A 20,192-nucleotide genomic window follows, 5' to 3' on the forward strand; every position below is an offset into this window, starting at 1 on the left:
CTATCATTATAGTGTTCCTAGGCGTTTTTTGTTTGTATAAAGATATGATACAGTATAAGTGACAATTGAATTATTTAAAGTAGGTGAAAATGTGTGAAGACAAATGTTCATAAAGTTGATAAGTGGGGGAAGTTAGGAGCTTTTTTGTATCAATTTCGTTATACAGTAATTGTAGCGTTACTGTTGCTTGCAATCGCACTTGGGATTTTTGCTCCAAAGCTACCGGGAGTATTAGGTGGTGACGGTTTCCAAACGGAAGGAGACTATCAAAAAACAAAAGAAATTTTAGATAAAGATTTTAAGAAATCTCAAGATACGCTGCTACTCGTTTTTGAGAAAAATAAAGATGCTTCACATGAGGAATTTAAAAAGCGAATAGATGAAATTGTAAAGAATGTTCAAGAGAAAGAGAACTATGAATCTTTCCATCACCCAATGCAAAATAAAGAAATGTTACAAGATGATATCGGTTATGCGACAATTTTATTTTCCGGGAAAACAAATAAAGAAAGAATGGAAAAGACTTTACAATTTGCTGATGAGATTGAGAAAGAAAGTAATGCAGCATTAAAAGTAACACCTACAGGATTTCCAAAAATTAATCAAGAGATTAATGAAAGAACGCAAAATGATTTAAAAGTAGCAGAAATGATTGGATTACCAATTGCGTTTCTTGTATTACTATTTTCGTTTGGTAGCCTTTTGGCATCAATTTTACCGATTTTGAATGGGGCGCTTAGTGTTATTAGCACGATGGGTATATTGTATTTCATCGGTGTGGATAAAGAGCTATCTATTTTCGTGTTAAACGTTGCACCGATGATTGGACTTGCACTATCTATTGATTTTGCGCTATTATTTGTGAACCGTTTTCGAGAGGAAGTTGCTAAACGAACGGTAAAAGAAGCGATAGCAATTACATATCAGACGGCAGGACGTGCAATTGTATTTTCAGGATTATGCGTATTTGTTGGGTTATCCGGTTTGTTTTTCTTTAAGATAGATTATATTCAATCTGTCGCAATTAGCGGAATGATTGTTGTGATTATGAGTATTTTATTCTCACTCACACTTCTTCCAGCGCTATTATCGTTAATAGGTAAAAGAATATTAAAAAAGAATCAAGTAGCACATACGCCGGCAAAAGCATGGCGTAAATTTGCACAATTTGTGATGAAACATCCAATTGCAATGATTGTTGTTGTTACAACATTTATTGTTATTTGCTTATTACCGTTACGTACAGCTAATTTGCAGTTCCCTAGTGTTGAAGCTTTACCTGAAAAGAGTGATACAAGGATTGCATATGAAAAGTATGAAGAAGCATTTAATAAAACTGTCAAAACACACGCTGATGTTACGTTAGTTGTAGAGACGAAAAAAGATATGAAAGAAAAAGAAAGTCTACAAAAGATAGAAGAAGTCGTTCAAAAGTTAAAAGATGATAAGAAAGTACATGAAGTAAGAAGTTTATACGACGGGTTAATTGGAATGAAAGCAGATCAAGTTGCTGGAATATTGCAGTCGCCAGAAGCTGCAAAACTAACTCCTGTATTTGAAGCATACACGAAAGGGAATAAGACGACGATAGAAGTCTTTTTGAAAACAAAACCACGTACAGAGACTGCAAAACAGTGGGTGCGTGACTTTAAAAAGAACTATAAAGAAACGGATGTTACGTATTATCTAGGCGGAATGACGACGTTTCAACAAGAATTAGAAGATGAAATTAAAGATAAAGTCGTAATTGGTATGTCTGTTATATTTGGATCGACCTTTGTTATATTATTATTTGCATTCCGATCTATACTCATTCCAATTAAGGCAATTATTATGAATATACTTAGTTTAAGTGCAACCATTGGAATTGTTGTTTGGTTATTTGAAGGTGGTCATTTCGGTTTAGAAGCGAGTCCGGTTCTGTTTGTCTTACCAATCTTCATTTTTGGTCTCGTATTTGGGCTTAGTATGGATTATGAAGTATTTCTTATTTCACGTATTCATGAGCTCTATGAAGAAACAGGCGATAATGATCAAGCAACGTTAGAAGGGCTCGTTTCAACAAGTAGAATCATTACATCAGCTGCTTTAATAATGATTGTTGTAACTGGTGCATTCGCATTTACTGATATTTTACCAGTAAAGCAGATGGGGCTTGGCGTTGCATTAGCAATATTTCTTGATGCAACAATTATTCGTCTTATGCTCGTTCCAAGCTTAATGAAGTTATTTGGAGACTGGAATTGGTGGTTACCATTTCGAAAAAAACGAGAAAAATCATCGTAAAAAAATGCTCATCATATTGATGAGCATTTTTTTATGAATAGCAAGGCCTACATTTTGCAAATAGTATGTGATAAGAACATTACATACAAGTAGGTGAAGGCAATGTTTCGTTATTTTAAGTTTAAGTTAAATGATACAGTACAGTTTGCAGAAAACGATGGGCATATGTATCGCATTGTCGGTTATCGGTTAGAAAAGGGATTTTATCCAAAAGATGAATGGACTCATATCATTTATGAACTACTTAGAGAATTTGACGGGTATACGATGGATGCAGAGGAGGAAGAACTTGTAAAGGTCGTTCAAGTAGAGGATGAGTATTACAAAATACAAGAAGTATCAGGTTATCGTTATCCAGTAAAAATGAAACAAAAACAACAAGTGATGAAAATAGAAAGGATGGACGATTTATTAGATGCTTACAATGACTATAAAAGGTTGGCGGATTTCTTTAAAGATTTATCGTATGAACAAAAAGCTGAAGAAGTATTGTTAGAAATGAAAAGGCTTAGAGCTTGAGGGGCAGTCTATTATAAGACTGTCCTCTATTTTTGACGGTGCATCAAAGTGTGTTTTCCGTTACAATGAGAGAATCAATAGAAATAAGGTGATAAACAGTATGGAAACAAAGAAAAAGGGCGAATGGTGTGAAATTACCGTTCCAGCTAAATGGAATGGTATAAGTATTGAATCCGTATTAAAAGTAGAATGGGAAATACCGAAAAAGCTATTGCATCAGCTTCGTATGGAAAAAGGTGTTACGGTTAACGGGGAACAAAGAAGATGGAATGAGCTTTTAAAAGAGAACGATAAGTTACAAGTTCATATGTTTGCGGGGGAAGAGTACGGTGTAGATCCAGAATATGGTGAATTACATGTAGTATACGAAGATGATCACGTACTCATCGTAAATAAACCAGAGAAAATGGACACACATCCTGCTGAAAAAGGTGGAACCGGGACGCTTGCAAATCTTGTTGCTTTTCATTTTCAAATGCAAGGTTTAGAGACGAAGGTGCGTCATATTCATCGTTTAGATAAAGATACGACAGGTGGTGTCGTATTTGCTAAGCATAGAATTGCTGGTGCAATTATGGATCGTTTATTAATGGAAAGAAAAATTAAAAGGACGTACGCAGCGCTCGTTGAAGGGAAAGTAAAGAAGAAACAAGGAACGATTGATGCTGCTATCGGAAGGGATCGCCATCATGCTACAAGGCGTCGTATTTCTCCAAAAGGTGACCAAGCTATCACATATTATAAAGTAGAAAAGTATTTTAAGAAGCAAAACACGACTTTCGTAACGTTACAATTAGAAACAGGTAGAACGCATCAAATCCGTGTTCATATGAGCCATAATGGTAATCCGCTAGTTGGGGATGTATTATATGGTGGACAAACAAAATATATGTCCAGTCAAGCATTACATGCGATGAAGATAAATTTCTTGCATCCAATTACGAAAGAAGCGATTGAAGTTGATGTGCCGTTTCCTACAAAGTTAAATAATAAAATAAAAGAATTTCAAAAAGAAAATGCGTAAAGTATAAGTTTTAATTTGAAAAAAGTAGATTTTTGCAGGGATTTCTCTAAAAGAGGCGAAGCCGTTAAGAGAAAAGAGAGGTGAGAATTACTTGATCAAATATAAGTATGTACTTGGAATATTTTTCGCTTGTCTTTTACTTACTCTATGCCTCTATCCCTATTTACCAAATCGTATGGCAGTACATTGGAATGTAAATGGTGAGCCAAACGAGTTTATGAGTAAACAAGTTGTTGTAGCATTTATTCCTTGTTTTATTATTTTTTCATATGGATTTTTGTATATTATTTCACATAATATATTTAAGTTTAATGAAAGAGAGCATTGTATTATAGATGGATTTATAAAGAAAATTACGTTATTTATGTTGTTTATTCATATGCTTATCCTCTTTATTAATTTTGGGGATTTGATATTCTTTCAAACAGGATTAACGATTGGGATTAGTATGTTTCTTTTTATGCTGAGTAAAGAATTTAAGAAAATAAAAGGTAAAGAAAAAGACCCAATTAAATTACAAAAAATTCGTTTAGTAAGTAGACGGATTTTTCAAGTGATGGCATGTAGTATATTGTTTTCATTGTTTTTGAAATTAGAGTGGGGATTTTATGTATTGCTTAGTATAATAAGCTGTGGATCTATGCTGTTTATGTTATATATTTTCTATTCATACATAATAGAAAGCTATGAAACTTAAAAAAGAGTCTTCTCATTATGAGAAGACTCTTTTAATCTATTTACTTTGTAATAAATTGTTGTGTCCAGTAGTTGCCGCTTTCTACATAACCAACACCGATGTGAGTGAAGCCGTTATTTAAGATGTTTGCACGGTGTCCAGCGCTGTTCATCCAAGCTTGTACTACTTCTTCAGGTGTACGTTGGCCTTGAGCGATGTTTTCACCTGCAGATGTATAAGAAATACCAAATTTCTTCATCATATCAAACGGAGATCCGTATGTAGGGCTGTTATGATCAAAGTAGTTGTTTTTTTGCATATCTTCAGACTTAATACGTGCTACTTTGCTTAATTCAGTATCGATTTTTAGTGCTGATAAGCCTTGTTTTGCACGCTCAGCGTTTGTTAATTCAACAACACGTTGTTCGAACTCGCTTAAAGATTTTGCTTCTTCAGCAGGCTTTTGCTCAGCTGGTTTTTGTTCAGCAGGTTTTTGCGTATTGTTGTTTTCAGCAGGCTTTTGTTCAGCAGGTTTTTGAACTTCTTCAGCAGGCTTTTGCTCAACTGGTTTTTGCTCAGCAGGCTTTTGAGTTTCTGGCTTAGCTGTTGGTTGCTCAGTTGCAACATTTTCAGTAGGTTGTTGACCAGGAATGAAGCAGTTTGGTTGGAAGTTTCCTTGTTGCCATTGTGCTAATGATTCAACTCCCATAGATTGTAAGAATGCTTGTAATTCTTGTTGGCTCATTTGCTTCATCATCATTTTTGAATGCTGAATATTTTGAACCTTTATGTTAGATGGTTGTACTGTTGCAGCTTGTGCATCTAGAGAAGATACTCCTAAAGTAAGAGCCGTTGCAGCAGCTACAGATAATAAAACACGCTTTTTCATGATGTGTGTCCCCCTATATAAAGTTTTAATTTGTTTTCACACGATTTGTTTTTGACAGCCTGTCTGACTGACAAATTCATCGTAGCATACAATTTGCAAGAAAAAAGATGGAAAAAAATTCATAGACTTTAAAATTACCTAATTTATCCTAAGAGAAGAAGGGAGAAAAAATAAGAGAAATATAGAGTATAAAAGGAATTTATAGTGTTTTTATACTTGGTTTTAAGAGGGTGTTTTTGGATAAAGTTACCTAAATAGAAAATGAAGAATCCTATTGTATCAATGGTTTGAGCGATTTTTTGAGGAATATAATGGATTGATTTTTACAAAACTGTAATGTTTCTGTTGTTCTTTTTTATAATAAAGTAACATATTTTTAATGTTGTAGCAGACAAAAAAGCGGCTATCTCTTTACATAGACGAAGGAGATAGCCGTTTTCCTATTATTACGTATGTTACGAGTTATTACGAGTTAGTTTCAATTGCTTCTAATAATAAATCCACAATGTGAATTCCTCTCATTTTATGAGAAAGCCCTTCTCGCTCAATGCCCAATTTCATTTGTAATAAACAACCTGGATTTGCAGTAACAATGGTTGCTGCGTCTGTTTCATGCACACGGTCCATTTTGTAATCTAGAAATTCCATTGATAACTCTGAATGAACAATATTGTAAATACCAGCAGAGCCACAGCAGCGGTCCGCATCTTTCATTTCTCGATATGTTGCACCTTGGATAGCCTCTAGTAACATACGAGGTTCAGAAGATGTGCGCATAACATTGCGTAAATGACAAGAGTCTTGATACGTAATAACCTGCGGCGTGAGTCGTAAGTCAGTTCGCTTATGGAAGTCTAGTTCTACTAGTATAGCAGTAATATCTTTAATCTTAGAAACAAACTGCTTAGCACGTTCAGCCCAATCCGGATCATCCTTTAAAAGATAATCATAGTCTACGAGGTAAGCTCCGCAACCTCCTGCATTCGTAATAATATAGTCGATGTTTAAATCTTCGAATGCTTTTATATTTCGCTTTGCTAATTCTTTTGCTCCACTCTTTTCACCAGCATGTCCATGCAATGCACCGCAGCAACTTTGTGTTTTCGGAATAACAATATCACAACCAGCTAATTGGAGAAGTTTCATCGTTGCGTTATTTGTTTCTAAAAACATCGTATCCATTAAGCAGCCTGTGAAGAATGCAACTTGTTTTTTCTTTGTACTTTCTGCAGGTAAAAATGAAGGACGATCTTTCATTGCTTTCATTTTAGGGACTTTTGGTAAAACGAGATCCATCGTTGCAAGTGTTTCAGGGAATAACTTCATAATACCTGTTTTATGTGTTAGCGTTTGTAAACCAGAACGTTGATAAAATCCGATTAGTCCGGTTAATGTTCGCATTCGATTTTGATGGGGGAATAATCCTTCAAAAACGACTTTTCGAACAGCTTTCACTGGCATTGAGAATTTTTTATTTTGATTAATAATATCTCGAGCTTCTTCTAATAAATGTCCATAATTTACACCAGATGGACAAACAGGCTCACAAGCACGGCAACCAAGACAAACGTTTAATGTATTTTCAACATCTTCATCTGGTTCGATTAAACCATCAACGACTGCTTTCATTAATGCGATACGTCCGCGCGGTGAATGTGACTCTTTATATCCGGATTGAATGTAGGTAGGACAAGTAGGTAAACAAAAACCGCATCGCATACAGTTTAGTAGCTCATCTTCACTTAATCGTTTTTTAAATTCTTTTTGAATATTTTCTTTATTTAATGTGGTCATCGCTCAACCACCACTCTTTTTCGAGTGTCTTTCGCGAACATTTTTCCAGGATTCATAATGTTATTTGGATCAAAAGCTTGCTTTATTCCTTGCATAGCTGCAATACCTTCTTTACCTAATTTCATTTCTAAATATGGAGCTTTCATCGCACCAACACCGTGTTCACCAGTAATTGTGCCACCAAGTTCAATTGCTTTTGCAAATATTTCAGCAAAAGCTTGTTCAGCTCGGTGCATTTCTTCTGCATTACGAGCATCTGTCATACAAGTTGGATGTAAGTTACCATCACCAGCGTGTCCAAACGTACAAATAGGAATATTATATTTTTTTGCAATGGCATTAATTGCTTCAACCATCGGAGCGATTTGTGAACGTGGTACAGTCGCATCTTCTAATATTGTAGTAGGTTTTAATCGTGCGAGCGCTGATAGAGCACTACGGCGAGCAGTACGAAGCGCATCTGCTTCTGTTTCATCTTTTGCAATGCGAACATCAACTGCATTCATAGAGCGGCAAACGTTAGCCATGTTTTCAATATCTCGATTGACTACTTCGGGCGGGCCGTCTTGTTCGATTAATAAAATTGCTTTTACATCTGTAGGTAAACCGATTTGCGCAAACTCTTCTACTACTTCAATTGTCGGTTGGTCTAAAAACTCCAGGGTTGCTGGAATGATTTTATTTGCAATAATAGAAGAAACAGCACGTGCAGCTTCATTAATATCTTCATATAATGCAAGCATTGTTTTCTTTGTTTCAGGTATAGGAACAAGTTTTAATATAGCTTCTGTTACCACACCAAGTGTTCCTTCAGAACCGATAAATAAACGAGTTAAATCGTAACCTGCTACATCTTTTGCTAATTTACCGCCAGTGCGAATAATATCACCATTTGGTAAGACAAGTTCAAGCCCCATTACATAATCACGTGTTACGCCATATTTCAAACCGCGTAATCCACCTGAGTTTTCATTAATATTGCCGCCGATTGTAGAAATTTTCATCGAGCTTGGATCTGGTGGATAAAATAAACCTTTTTCTTCTACCGCTTTAATAATATCAAGTGTAATGACACCAGCTTGTACAGTAATTGTTAAGTTTTCTTCATCAATTTCTAAAATATTGTTCATATGGCGGAAAATAAGGACGATACCGCCTTCAAGTGGACATGTACCTGCGCAAAGGTTTGTTCCAGACCCGCGCACATATACAGGAATTTTGTGAGTGTTACATATTTTTAACACTTCAGCTACTTCATTTGTATTACGAGGAGCAATGACTGCATCAGGCATTGCTTGGAAGTTTGGAGTGGCATCATAACTATAAGTTAAACGACCCATATTGGATGTATCTACATTATCTTCGCCAACAATAGATACGAATGAATGAATAATTTGCTTTTCTAACATTGGAAATCCCCCTCAAACTGTTAACGTTTTTAGTTATAATAAACAACGTGGTAACAGTGCTTTCATTATAATGATAAAAAAGTCGAGGGATTCTTTCTATGTGTAATCATCTGAAGATTAATCTGTTTTATCCTTCTTTTTTGTATGATTATCTAATAGGAGGAGTGCGAAGTATAAAACGTTTAAGTCTTTGAATTGCTTTGGATCAAGTCCTGTATGTTCTTCAATCTTTTTTAGCCTGTAATGTAATGTGTTAATGTGTATATGTAATTGTTTAGCCGTCTGTTTATAAGATTGGTTATAATCGATAAACAAGCGTAAAGTGTGCATAAGCTCAGGAAATGATAGTAAGTTCTCGATGGTACGCTCTAGAAATTGTTCGCGCGTTTCGGCAGAAATATCTTGTAAACACATTTCTAAACGTAAATCTTCATTAAATACAATTTTTTTCGTTTCCAATGATACAGAAAGAGCACGTAATGCTTGTTCGTAACATATGTTCATATTGTTTGGGGTAACTGTTTGTCCAATCCCAATATATAAAGGAATCGAAAATAAAGTTTCGCAGTCTTGTTTTAACCGTTTTAAAAATTGATAAGTTTGCTCTTTGGAGCTCATCGCTGTAAATAAAATAAAACGATCATTTCCCCAGCGAACAAATAGATGCTCTTTTGTTAAAATATTACGTACATGTTGCCATATTTTACGCTGGAGCATCGTGTCATTTTTGCCAATAGAAAACAAAATAAGTTGTTTCTTCTTATATAAATCAATGCCAAGTGTTTTGGCGCGATCGAGAAAACTCGGGGACCACTCTGTATTTTGAAGCCAATCAAAGACGAAAGCTTCATAGGAGCGGTGCTCAAGTTCTAGTTGCTCTAAAAAGTAGTTTTCATGAATTAATAATTCGGTCATCTTACGCAATATTTCTCCGTAGCGTGAAATATTTTCAGGTTCTCCTGTAATTCCAATGACACCAATTACTTCATCATGAAATAATAAAGGAAGATTCATCCCAGCCTTTACACCTTGCAATCGCCTTTCATCTTCTTTTGTAATTATGACGGTTTTCTTTTGTTTGGCGCAGCGGAGTGCACCTTCATGAAATTGACCAATTCTTTCTGTATCTGTACTTGCGATAATAACGCCTTCTATATTAATGATAATAATATTTTCTGTAATTAGTCTGCGTACTTCTCGTACAATTTTATTCGCTAAATCAGGAAATAGCATAATTGACACACCTCAAATTCTATTTGTTGTACATTATATATGTAAATGCAGTAAGAAAGGAAAATTTCACACTTTCCACACATTTATTTGTTATTTTACAATTATAACGAAATCATCCGAAGATGGAGGGAATCTTTTGAGAAAGTATGTTTTTCTTCTCTGTTTTTTATTTCTATTAGTAGGGTGTCAAGGAAGTTCATATACACCAATTGCTAAAGATAAAAATGTTATTATAACAACGAATATAAAAGAAGGCAGTATTAGTTTTATTGATAAAAAAGATAAAAAGTTAATCACGACATGGGAACTAAATGAGCCAATGGCCGGAATCACACTGCTTCCAAACGGTGAGGAAATACTTGTATACGGTAAGCAATTAGAATATATGTATGTATATTCACTAGCGGAAGGAAGGCAAGTAGGAAAATATAAAACTGGAAAGGGCATTGTAAATGTGGTCGTATCAGAAGATAAAAAACAATTATTTGCTGCCGATCAAAATGTTCAAAAGGTAAGGTTCTTTACGATAAATGGGAAAGAGACAGGAAATGTTTCAACAGGCAAAGGACCTATAACGATGGTAGAGTATCATAATCGGTTATCTGTATTAAACTTTTATGATACGAAACTAACGACAATTGATACGAAGAAAAAAGAGGTTGTTCAATCCTTTATGATTCCACCAGCATCAACAGGAGCAACGATTAGTCCTGATGGGAAAGAAATATGGATTGGCGGACATGGTGATGGAAATCAAGTAAATGAGAAAGTGTTAGTGTATTCTTTGCAGGATGGAGAAATGGTACGTTCTTTACATGCTCCATTTATGCCTGTGAATATAACGAAGGATAGTAAGTACGTATATGCATTAAGTCATGGGTCGAATACACTTAGAAAGTTTGATATTAGCACATATAAAGAAATAGCTTCTGTAGAAGTAGGATCGAATCCATTTGCATTTTTGGAGAGCGGAGTAGAAGGATATGTAGCAAGTTATGATAGTGATGAAGTGTGCGTTATGGATATGAAGAATTTAAAAATAAAACAAACAATTAAAGTCGGAAAAGGACCGTTTCAACTCATAGAGAGGGAAGGGAAGGACAATGAATAAATATAGAGTGCTAGTTGTAGATGATGAAAGTGATATGAGGCAGCTTGTTGGAATGTATTTGGATAACTTCGGATATGAGTGGGGAGAAGCTGAAAATGGAAAAGAGGCTCTTAAAAAAATAGAAACGGATCATTATGATTTCGTTGTATTAGATATTATGATGCCAGAAATGGATGGCCTTTCAGTTTGTAAAGAAATTAGAAAAACGTCAGATGTGCCGATTATATTTTTAACCGCAAAAGGTGAAGAGTGGAATAGGGTGAACGGCTTACGTATGGGAGCAGATGATTATATTGTAAAACCGTTTAGTCCTGGTGAATTGGTTGCCCGTATGGAAGCTGTGTTAAGAAGATATACAAAGCAAGAACAGCAAGAAGAGATTCAATTCGGACCAATTCTTATCAATGAAAAAAGTAGACGAATCGAGGCGGATGGTGAGTCGATTTCTCTTACTGTAAAAGAGTTTGATTTACTATATTTTCTTTGCCAGCATACAGGACAAGTATTTAGCCGGGAGCAATTACTTGAAAAGGTATGGGGATATGATTATGCCGGAAGTACAAGAACAGTAGATACGCACGTGAAAACGATGCGCTTGAAGCTTGGAGAAAGTGGAAACTACATTCAAACTGTTTGGGGTGTAGGCTATAAATTCGAGGTGTAACGTATGTTTACGATGGTACAAAAACTTTGGCTTACAGTAGTATGTGCAGTATGTGTAACAGTGTCCTTTCTTTATTTCGTATCTTTATACTCGTATGAAAAACTATACGTTGATAATTTAAAAGGCTCATTAGTAATGGAAGGAAAAAATCTTGCTGCTCAATATGATAAGCACGAAGGAATATCAACTTTTGAAGAGAAAGTAAGGTCGTTTGATCAAATATCTAGTTCAGACGTTATTTTCGTGTCTAATCCGCGTGATTTAAGCGCATGTTTGCCTTTTGATGTGCATCATCATTCCCTTATAAGTGAAGGAGATAGGCAAACACTATTAGATGGGAAAACTGTGACAAAAATAGGATATGAAGAACATTTTGACCGTAATATTATGGGGGTTGTCATCCCTGTATTGGAAAATAAAAAATTAGTCGGAATTGTCTATTCGTATATTCCTTTAAAAAGTATAAAAGACTTAATTTATGATATGGGTCTTATTTTAGCACCATTAGCAATTGCTATGATTTTAATTACTATATGGGTTGGAAGAAAAATTATAATTGCAATTACGAAGCCACTTTCGCAAATGGAACGGGTTGCAAATCATTTGGCTACGGGAGATTTCTCAGAGCGGATTACAGTTTCTTCAGAGGATGAAATTGGACGATTAGGAAAAGCATTTAATAAAATGGCCAATTCATTAGAAACAGAAGATGTAAAGCGTAAGGAATTTTTAGCAAATGTTTCGCATGAACTTAGAACACCACTTAGTTATATAAAAGGGTATAGCGAGGCTATTTTAGATGGCGTTGCCAAGGGACCGCAGCAGGAAAAAGTAACGCAGCTAATTCATAAAGAAGCAGGTCGTATGCAGCGTCTCGTGCATGACTTGTTAGACTTAGCACAATTAGAAGGTGAGCACTTTCCGTTAAAGAAGCAACCTATCGTTTTTTCACAGCTGATTGAAGACGTATTAGATACGTATGAGATTAAGTTTATAGAAAAGGAAATTCATATTTCAACCAATTTAAATCCAGAGGTCATTGTCATGATTGATGAGGATCGTATGCAACAAGTGCTTCATAATGTGTTAGATAATGCGATACGGTATACAAACGAAAACGGAAATATCGTTATAACTTTAGAGCAAATCGATGATTACTGTGAATTGAAAATACAAGATACAGGAATTGGAATTGATATAGAGCATTTAGAAAATCTTGGAGAGCGCTTTTACCGAGTTGATAAAGCGAGAAGTCGTCAACATGGTGGAACAGGCTTAGGTCTTGCTATTGTGAGACAAATTGTCCATATACATGGTGGACAGTGGCGAATTGAAAGTGAAAAAGATAAAGGAACAACGGTTATTATTAAACTGAATGTACAGGATGAGGTGGGCATGTTCTAATTTTTAGGACATGTTCTTTATATTGAAGGGAATATTTATCCCGCTATTTGCCGAGCAGTAAGATCCCCACCTCAAAATTCAACGGAAGCAAAGAAGTTAGGTGGGGAATGAACAAGACCCCTACTGATTAAAGTTTCACTTTATACGTAAAAATATAAATTAATATGTAATAAATATCAAAAATTTGACTATTTTATGAACAAAACATTTGTACTTCTTATCAATTCGGTCTAAAATAGTTATGATGCAAAGTTCTTATAAATCGTTTCAATTGTTGTTTGGAAGATACTGAGGTGATTTAACTGGAGTACAAATCTATTAAACCGAAAAAAATTTACGAAGAAGTATCTGAAGCTATTTTAACAATGATTAAAAATGGTACGTTAAAACCTGGTGACAAACTACTCCCTGTGCATCAATTAGCTGAGCAGTTTCAAGTTGGCAGATCTGCTGTTCGTGAAGCGCTAAGTGCGCTAAGAGCGATGGGCTTAATTGAGATGAAACAAGGAGAAGGTACATATGTGAAGAACTTCGATTCTTCTTCATTAACGAAATCATTAAACAATAGATTATTAATGAAGAAAGAAGATATTTTGAATTTATTAGAAGTACGAAAGGTGCTTGAAGTGGGGGCAGTTCGAGTAGCGGCGGCAAAACGTACGGAAGCTAATTTACAAAATATGAAACATTGGTTAGATGAAATGGCAAAGAGCATTGGAGATGAAAAGGCTGGTGAAAAAGCCGATTTTCAATTTCATATGGGAATTGCAGAGTCTTCGCATAATAACATTTTGCTTGAACTCATGAATCATGTTTCAGAGATGATTGCTGAAACGATTGGTGAATCAAGACGCATTATTTTATATGGTGAACAAACGACATCAGAACGACTTATAGAAGAGCATCAAGTTATATATGATGCGGTGTTAAAACAAGATGTAGAATTAGCGCAGCAAGCAATGCTAGATCATTTAACAAATGTAGAACATATTGTCACAGGTAAAAACGATATAAATTCGTAATTTAATCTTTTAAAAATTTAATTTTCTGATAAAATAGAGAAAGATTAAGTAAGCGTTTTCTTTAGAAGAGGGAGAGGATAGGCCATGGTTGAGCCTATTTCTTCTCTACTCAGTCATCTGATGACCATATGTTTGTTGGTGAAGTTGTAAAAAGGGGGAGTAATAGTTATGAAAGTTACTTTATTTGTTACTTGTTTAGTCGATATGTTTGAAACAAATGTCGGCAAAGCAACAGTTGAAGTGTTGGAGCGTTTAGGTTGTGAAATTGAATTTCCAGAAGCACAAGTTTGTTGTGGCCAGCCTGCTTATAATAGTGGCCATGTAGAAGCAGCAAAAGAAGCGATGAAACATATGATTGAAACTTTCGAAGATGCAGAATATATTGTTACGCCATCTGGTTCGTGTGCGACAATGTTTCATGAGTATCCGCATGTTTTCAAAGATGATCCAAAGTGGGCTAAACGTGCACAAAAAGTTGCTGATAAAACTTATGAATTTACACAGTTTATTGTAGATGTTTTAAAAGTTACAGATGTTGGTGCAAGTTTACCAGGGATAGCTACTATTCATAAATCATGTCATATGACACGTATGCTTGGGATAAAAGAAGCACCAGGAATTTTATTATCAAATGTAAAAGGATTAACTGTGAGAGATTTGCCAAACGTGCAAAATTGTTGCGGGTTTGGGGGAACGTTTTCAGTTAAGATGACTCCAATTTCTGAGCAAATGGTAGACGAAAAAGTAGATAGTGTAATGGAAACAGGTGCAGATTATTTAATCGGTGCAGATTGTGGGTGTTTGTTAAACATTGGCGGACGTATTGAGCGTTTAGGAAAAGAAGTAAAAGTAATGCATATTGCTGAGGTACTGAATAGTCGCTCATGAAGGGGGAACATAAGCTATGTCTATGAAAATCAGTGAGAAAAAATTTAATGATCGCGTTGGTGATGGAATTCAAGATTCGTTTATGCGCGGAGCAGTTTCTTCTGCACAAACGCGTTTATATACGAATCGCTTAAAAGCCGCAGATGAATTAGGAAACTGGGAAGAGTGGCGAGAACTAGGTGAACAAATTCGTCAACATACATTAGAAAATCTTGATTATTATTTAATGCAGTTAAGTGAAAATGTATCAAAAAGAGGCGGACACGTGTACTTTGCGAAGACGAAAGAGGAAGCAGCAAAGTATATTCAAGACGTTGCCAAAAAGAAACAAGCGAAAAAAGTAGTAAAATCAAAGTCGATGGTAACAGAAGAAATCAGTATGAACCATGCGCTTGAAGAGATTGGCTGTGAAGTGTTAGAGAGTGACTTAGGAGAGTATATCTTACAAGTAGATAACGATCCACCTTCACATATTATTGCACCTGCACTTCATAAAAATAGAACGCAAATTCGCGATGTATTTAAAGAAAAACTAGGATATGAAAATTCTGATGACCCGTATGAAATGACAAAGTTTGTTCGTAAACAACTTCGTGAGAAATTTATGGATGCAGAAATTGGTGTAACTGGTTGTAACTTTGCTGTTGCAAATACTGGCTCTCTTTGTTTAGTAACGAATGAAGGTAATGCAGATCTTGTTATGTCAATTCCGAAAACACAAATTGCGGTAATGGGTATGGAACGTATGGTTCCGACAATGGAAGAATTAGATGTTTTAGTTGGTTTACTATGTCGTAGTGCAGTAGGCCAAAAATTAACAAGTTATGTTACAGTAGCAGGACCAATTCAAGAAGAGGAAGTTGATGGACCTGAAGAATTCCATTTAGTTGTTGTTGATAATGGTCGCTCTCAAATTCTTGGATCTGAATTCCGTTCAGTATTACAATGTATTCGTTGCGCTGCTTGTGTTAACGTATGTCCTGTATATCGTCACGTTGGTGGACATTCATATGGATCGATTTACTCAGGGCCAATCGGTGCGGTATTAACACCGCTTCTAGGTGGATATGATGATTACAAAGAGCTTCCTTATGCATCTAGTTTATGCGGAGCATGTACAGAAGCTTGTCCAGTAAAAATTCCATTGCATGATTTATTATTAAAACATCGTCAAGTCATCGTTGAGCAAGAAGGTCGTGCACCACTTGCAGAAAAACTAGCGATGAAAATGTTTAGTATGGGTGCTTCTTCAGCTGCTTTATATAAAATGGGTTCAAAAATGGCACCAGCGGCAATGAGTCCATTTACATCTGGTAATCGTGTATCAAAAGGTGTTGGACCACTTAAAAACTGGACGGATATTCGTGAATTTCCAGCTCCAAGTAAAGAACGATTCCGTGATTGGTATAAAGATCATAAGAAAGGCGGAGATAAATAATGACAGGATTAATTCAAAACCGTGATGCCTTTCTAGATAACATTGCAAAAGAACTTGGACGCGCGCGTAAAACAGAAGGTGTAGAGCGTCCAGTATGGAAAAGTAATGTGAATATAGAAACGTTAAAAGATTATTCACAAGAAGAATTACTAGAAGTGTTTAAAAAGCAATGTACAAACATTCATACAAATGTAGTAGAAACGACAAATGACCGTTTAGGTGAAGACCTTCAAAAAGTAATCATGGAAAACGGCGGGGGACCTATTTTATTATCAGCAGATGAGCGTTTTGATGCATATGGTTTAACATCTTTATTTAAAGAAGAACTTCCAAAGCGAGACATTGAAGTAAACGTATGGGATCCAGAGAGAAAAGACGAAAATATGCGTTTAGCTGAAAAAGCGAATATTGGTATTGCATTTAGTGATTATACATTAGCTGAATCTGGTACAATTGTTGTACAAAGCCATAAAGGGCAAGGACGTTCTTTACACTTTTTACCGACTGTATATTTTGCTATTATTCCACGTGAAACACTTGTGCCTCGTATTACACAAGCGGTTCAGGATATGAACTCACGTGTAGAAAATGGGGAGACAGCGGCATCTTGTATTAACTTTATTACAGGGCCAAGTAACTCGGCTGATATTGAGATGAATCTTGTTGTCGGAGTACATGGACCATTAAAAGCAGTATATTTCATCGTATAAAAGAGGGGAAAGCAGGCCGGAAAATGGCCTGCTTTTTTAGTAGAATAAAGGATAATATGAAGTAGAAGTTCTCTCCTTTTTTTGCTATGTTTTTTGGGAAAGGAGAGGAAGGGATGTTCACTTATTTATATGCAATGTTAGCAGGGATGGTGTTTGGTTCTTTTTTTATGTTAGTTGCGATGAGGATTCCATTAGGTGCGTCTATCATTACCCCGCGTTCACATTGTTATTATTGCAAATATGTGCTAAGGCCAAAAGAATTAATCCCCATCATTTCATTTTATATACAAAGAGGCTGTTGTACGAATTGTAAGAGAAAAATTCCAATTATGTATGTAGCATTTGAATGTATAACAGGAAGTATATTTCTTCTTACCGTGTATATGATTGGAATAGAACGAGAGCTTATTATCATTTTATCCCTTTTTTCGCTACTTCTTATTATTTCAGTTACAGATTACTTATATATGTTAATTCCTGATTGTATTTTAATTTCGTTTGCCGTTTTACTCATTCTTGAAAGTGTTTTTGTACAATTAGTTACTTGGACAGATAGTATAGTTGGTAGTGGTGTTATATTCATTTTGTTATATTGCATGCAAAAGATATATCCAGAAGGGCTTGGCGGAGGAGATATAAAACTACTTTCGTTACTTGGGTTTATAGTAGGAGTGAAGGGAGTTTTTATCGTTTTATTTTTAGCGTCTTGTTTCAGTCTTTGTTTCTTCGGGATTGGTATCGTATTAAAACGTATAGAAGTACGAAAACCAATTCCATTTGGTCCTTTTATTAGTCTTGCGGCAATATGTTATGTATTGGCCGCATATTCAAATTAGAGAGGGAATAGAAAATGAACGTATATATGGATGATCAAAGAAGTTGCCCGTTCGGGTATGTGCCCGCAACTACAGTAGAATGTGCCTTGCAAATGGTCCGGGATTATGATGTGAATATTCTTTCCCTTGATTTTAATATGGGGTGGGGAGCAAAAAATGGACTGGATTTTGTAGAAGCTTTTTGTACAGAGGGGTTATATGTAAATGAAATTCACCTTCATACGAATGATATCATCGGTATGCACAAGATGAAACAGAGAATGGATAAGGGAAAGGAAGAAGGAGAAATTAATCCTCACCTTGTTGTTAAATACGTGGGAAGCTAAAAACTCCAAAGTAAAACTTTGGAGTTTTTAATGTTTCATATGTGCTTGTAAAGGAATAATCTCTTCTTGTTGAGTTGCTGCGATTTCAGTTTCTTCCTGTTGAACTTCAGGTGTTTTCTTTGTTAAGTAGTGGTATACCATACCGACAAATACTGATCCGCCAATAATGTTACCGATTGTAACAGGAATTAAGTTATGAATAGCACCTGAAAAAGAAATTGTCTCAGGATGCGGTGAAACTAAAGATAAAGCAAAGAGTGACAAGTTTGCAATACTATGTTCGTAACCAGATAAGAAGAATGTGAAAACAAGTAGCATCATGACCATTATTTTTGCTGTGTCGCCTTTAACCTGAGATGGTAAGAAGCAAGCAAGACATACGAGCCAGTTACATAAAATGGCTTTAAAGAATAGCTGCATTGTAGGTGTGTTCATCTTTCCTTCAACGACTTTATTCATTAAGTGACCGTGATCAATTGCTTCAAAAATTCCAGTTGCGTAAAATAGTAAGGCAAAGAATAACGCGCCGGCTAAGTTACCTGCATAACAAGCAACCCAGTTACGAAGTGTATCAGAAATCGTTGTTTCTTTCCTTAAAGTTGCTACAGTAAAGTACATTGTGTTTCCAGTAAACAATTCAGCACCGCCATATATAATAAGTACGAGAGCAATCCCGAAAAACATAGAAGCAGCTAAATAAGTTGCTGGTGAATCTGCAATGTGAAAAAAGTTACCTAATTTAAAACATAGTACAATAATAAAACCGATATAAATACCCGCAAGTGCAGCACGAATGAAATATTGCATTGGGTTTGTATCTAGCATTTTCTTTTTGCTTTTAGCCAGTTTGACAACATAATCTAGTCCTTGTTCTAGCATGAGTAATACGCTCCTTTAGTAAATCTTCTATAAATACTCCTTATATGAATAAAGTACATGGAATTGTTCTCACTTTCAATAAGTTTGTGCAATGTTTCACAAAAAGGACATACATACGTTAAGAAAACGTTTACAAAAGATAGTATAATGGAATTTTTTCTGGACATTGAGAGGAAGAAAGGAAAAAGAAAAAGCGCTGTAATTACAGCGCTTTTTCGTCTAAATTCTTTTCTACTTTTACTTCTACTTCTTTTGAGAAGAACCAACCACCAACTGCGATTCCGACTAATACAATCCAGAATGTAAGCTTCCACGGAGTGGATTCTGGGAATGAATGTGGAATTACATTTAATGCAGGGTGTGCTAATGTATAAACTGCTAGCTTCACACCAACCCAACCTACAATTAAGAATGCTGCAGTTTCAAGTCCTGGTTTACGTTTTAAGATTTGTACGAAAGCAGTTGCTGCAAATCGCATAATGATTAATCCGATAAGTCCACCTACAAAGATAACAACGAATTGCCCAGTATCTAGACTACCAATTGTACCTAATCCTGTTTTTGGTAAAGTCATTGCTAGTGCAACCGCAGCTAAAATTGAATCAACTGCGAAGGCGATATCAGCAACTTCAACTTTAAATACAGTCCACCAAAAGTTCTCTTGTTTTTTCTTTGCTTCTTTTTCTTCTGTTTCTTCATCTGTATTCTTTTTAACATATGTTTTAAATAAGTGATTACCAGCGATAAACATAAGGTAGATGGCACCGATTGCTTGCACTTGCCATACATCGACTAAGAACGAAATCATAAATAACGATCCAAATCGGAAAACAAATGCCCCCGCTAATCCGTAAAATAGTGCTTTCTTTCGTTTTTCTTCTGGTAAATGTTTTACCATAATTGCAAGAACAAGAGCGTTATCAGCCGCTAAAATCCCTTCAAGTGCAATTAGGATGAGTAATACCCAACCATACTCCAATAATAATGATACATCCATGTACATTCTCCTCTCATCTCTATAAGTTCTAAATAAGTGAAGAATTTCCCCACTATTTAGTTTCCCCATACTCCTGCCTATTAACTT

The 20,192-nt window shown here is 35.5% G+C and carries 19 protein-coding genes; 13 read left to right on the forward strand and 6 right to left on the reverse strand.

Annotated elements, in window-relative coordinates; genetic code table 11:
• The first annotated feature begins 93 nt into the window (after positions 1-93).
• From AC241_RS06555 to AC241_RS06570, 4 genes are all read left to right on the forward strand, one after another.
• A complete protein-coding gene (locus AC241_RS06555) occupies positions 94-2,286 on the forward strand; it encodes an MMPL family transporter (protein ID WP_043936064.1) in 2,193 nt (730 codons plus the stop codon).
• A gap of 102 nt (positions 2,287-2,388) precedes the next feature.
• Positions 2,389-2,805: a hypothetical protein gene (locus AC241_RS06560; RefSeq protein WP_000490302.1), complete on the forward strand. Its 417-nt coding sequence runs from the start codon at positions 2,389-2,391 to the stop codon at positions 2,803-2,805.
• Between the two features lie 100 nt (positions 2,806-2,905).
• The gene (locus AC241_RS06565; RefSeq protein ID WP_048564842.1) at positions 2,906-3,829 is read left to right on the forward strand and encodes an RluA family pseudouridine synthase; all 924 of its coding nucleotides are present in this window, start codon (positions 2,906-2,908) and stop codon (positions 3,827-3,829) included.
• A 91-nt stretch (positions 3,830-3,920) separates the two neighbouring features.
• Positions 3,921-4,526, forward strand: a complete 606-nt coding sequence (locus AC241_RS06570; RefSeq protein WP_048564841.1) for a DUF1648 domain-containing protein — start codon at positions 3,921-3,923, stop codon at positions 4,524-4,526.
• A 40-nt stretch (positions 4,527-4,566) separates the two neighbouring features.
• Here the strand turns inward: AC241_RS06570 and AC241_RS06575 are convergent, their stop codons facing one another.
• The 4 genes from AC241_RS06575 to AC241_RS06590 form a co-directional block, all read right to left on the reverse strand.
• A complete protein-coding gene (locus tag AC241_RS06575) occupies positions 4,567-5,394 on the reverse strand; it encodes a CAP domain-containing protein (protein ID WP_050842917.1) in 828 nt (275 codons plus the stop codon).
• Positions 5,395-5,859: 465 nt separating this feature from the next.
• Positions 5,860-7,188 (reverse strand): (Fe-S)-binding protein, encoded by a 1,329-nt coding sequence (locus AC241_RS06580; RefSeq protein ID WP_050842919.1) that lies wholly within the window; start codon positions 7,186-7,188, stop codon positions 5,860-5,862.
• Positions 7,185-8,597 (reverse strand): glycolate oxidase subunit GlcD, encoded by a 1,413-nt coding sequence (gene glcD / locus AC241_RS06585; protein WP_048564838.1) that lies wholly within the window; start codon positions 8,595-8,597, stop codon positions 7,185-7,187. Before glcD ends, AC241_RS06580 begins: the two co-directional genes overlap by 4 nt.
• A 117-nt stretch (positions 8,598-8,714) precedes the next feature.
• The gene (locus AC241_RS06590) at positions 8,715-9,830 is read right to left on the reverse strand and encodes a CdaR family transcriptional regulator (protein WP_050842921.1); all 1,116 of its coding nucleotides are present in this window, start codon (positions 9,828-9,830) and stop codon (positions 8,715-8,717) included.
• Between the two features lie 136 nt (positions 9,831-9,966).
• Here AC241_RS06590 and AC241_RS06595 point away from each other — a divergent pair, with 136 nt between their 5' ends.
• The 9 genes from AC241_RS06595 (at position 9,967) to AC241_RS06635 (ending at position 18,229) form a co-directional block, all read left to right on the forward strand.
• Positions 9,967-10,941, forward strand: a complete 975-nt coding sequence (locus AC241_RS06595; protein WP_050842923.1) for a YncE family protein — start codon at positions 9,967-9,969, stop codon at positions 10,939-10,941.
• On the forward strand, positions 10,934-11,605 hold the full coding sequence (locus tag AC241_RS06600; protein WP_016082390.1) for a response regulator transcription factor: 672 nt from the start codon (positions 10,934-10,936) through the stop codon (positions 11,603-11,605). The genes AC241_RS06595 and AC241_RS06600 overlap by 8 nt, the downstream gene beginning before the upstream one ends.
• Before the next feature lie 3 nt (positions 11,606-11,608).
• Positions 11,609-13,009 carry a sensor histidine kinase gene (locus AC241_RS06605; protein WP_016082389.1) on the forward strand — a complete coding sequence of 467 codons (1,401 nt, stop codon included), beginning with the start codon at positions 11,609-11,611 and terminating at the stop codon, positions 13,007-13,009.
• 332 nt (positions 13,010-13,341) lie between these two features.
• Positions 13,342-14,031: a FadR/GntR family transcriptional regulator gene (locus AC241_RS06610; RefSeq protein WP_257721904.1), complete on the forward strand. Its 690-nt coding sequence runs from the start codon at positions 13,342-13,344 to the stop codon at positions 14,029-14,031.
• A gap of 168 nt (positions 14,032-14,199) precedes the next feature.
• Positions 14,200-14,919, forward strand: coding sequence for a (Fe-S)-binding protein (locus tag AC241_RS06615; RefSeq protein WP_000869147.1), 720 nt, complete (start codon positions 14,200-14,202; stop codon positions 14,917-14,919).
• 16 nt (positions 14,920-14,935) lie between these two features.
• Positions 14,936-16,357: a LutB/LldF family L-lactate oxidation iron-sulfur protein gene (locus tag AC241_RS06620; RefSeq protein ID WP_000061930.1), complete on the forward strand. Its 1,422-nt coding sequence runs from the start codon at positions 14,936-14,938 to the stop codon at positions 16,355-16,357.
• Positions 16,357-17,067, forward strand: coding sequence for a LutC/YkgG family protein (locus AC241_RS06625; protein WP_029441774.1), 711 nt, complete (start codon positions 16,357-16,359; stop codon positions 17,065-17,067). Before AC241_RS06620 ends, AC241_RS06625 begins: the two co-directional genes overlap by 1 nt.
• 113 nt (positions 17,068-17,180) lie before the next feature.
• On the forward strand, positions 17,181-17,903 hold the full coding sequence (locus tag AC241_RS06630) for a prepilin peptidase (RefSeq protein WP_050842927.1): 723 nt from the start codon (positions 17,181-17,183) through the stop codon (positions 17,901-17,903).
• A 14-nt stretch (positions 17,904-17,917) separates the two neighbouring features.
• On the forward strand, positions 17,918-18,229 hold the full coding sequence (locus tag AC241_RS06635) for a cyclic-phosphate processing receiver domain-containing protein (protein WP_029441776.1): 312 nt from the start codon (positions 17,918-17,920) through the stop codon (positions 18,227-18,229).
• Positions 18,230-18,256: 27 nt separating this feature from the next.
• On the opposite strand, the gene AC241_RS06640 is transcribed toward AC241_RS06635, so the two are convergent.
• Entirely contained in the window at positions 18,257-19,108 is an 852-nt protein-coding gene (locus tag AC241_RS06640; protein WP_016082385.1) for a formate/nitrite transporter family protein, read from the reverse strand.
• Between the two features lie 202 nt (positions 19,109-19,310).
• On the reverse strand, positions 19,311-20,105 hold the full coding sequence (locus AC241_RS06645; protein WP_000383326.1) for a TerC family protein: 795 nt from the start codon (positions 20,103-20,105) through the stop codon (positions 19,311-19,313).
• Positions 20,106-20,192 lie beyond the last annotated feature (87 nt).

Origin of the sequence: Bacillus thuringiensis, assembly GCF_001182785.1 — a bacterium.
GTDB classification, from domain to species: domain Bacteria; phylum Bacillota; class Bacilli; order Bacillales; family Bacillaceae_G; genus Bacillus_A; species Bacillus_A thuringiensis_S.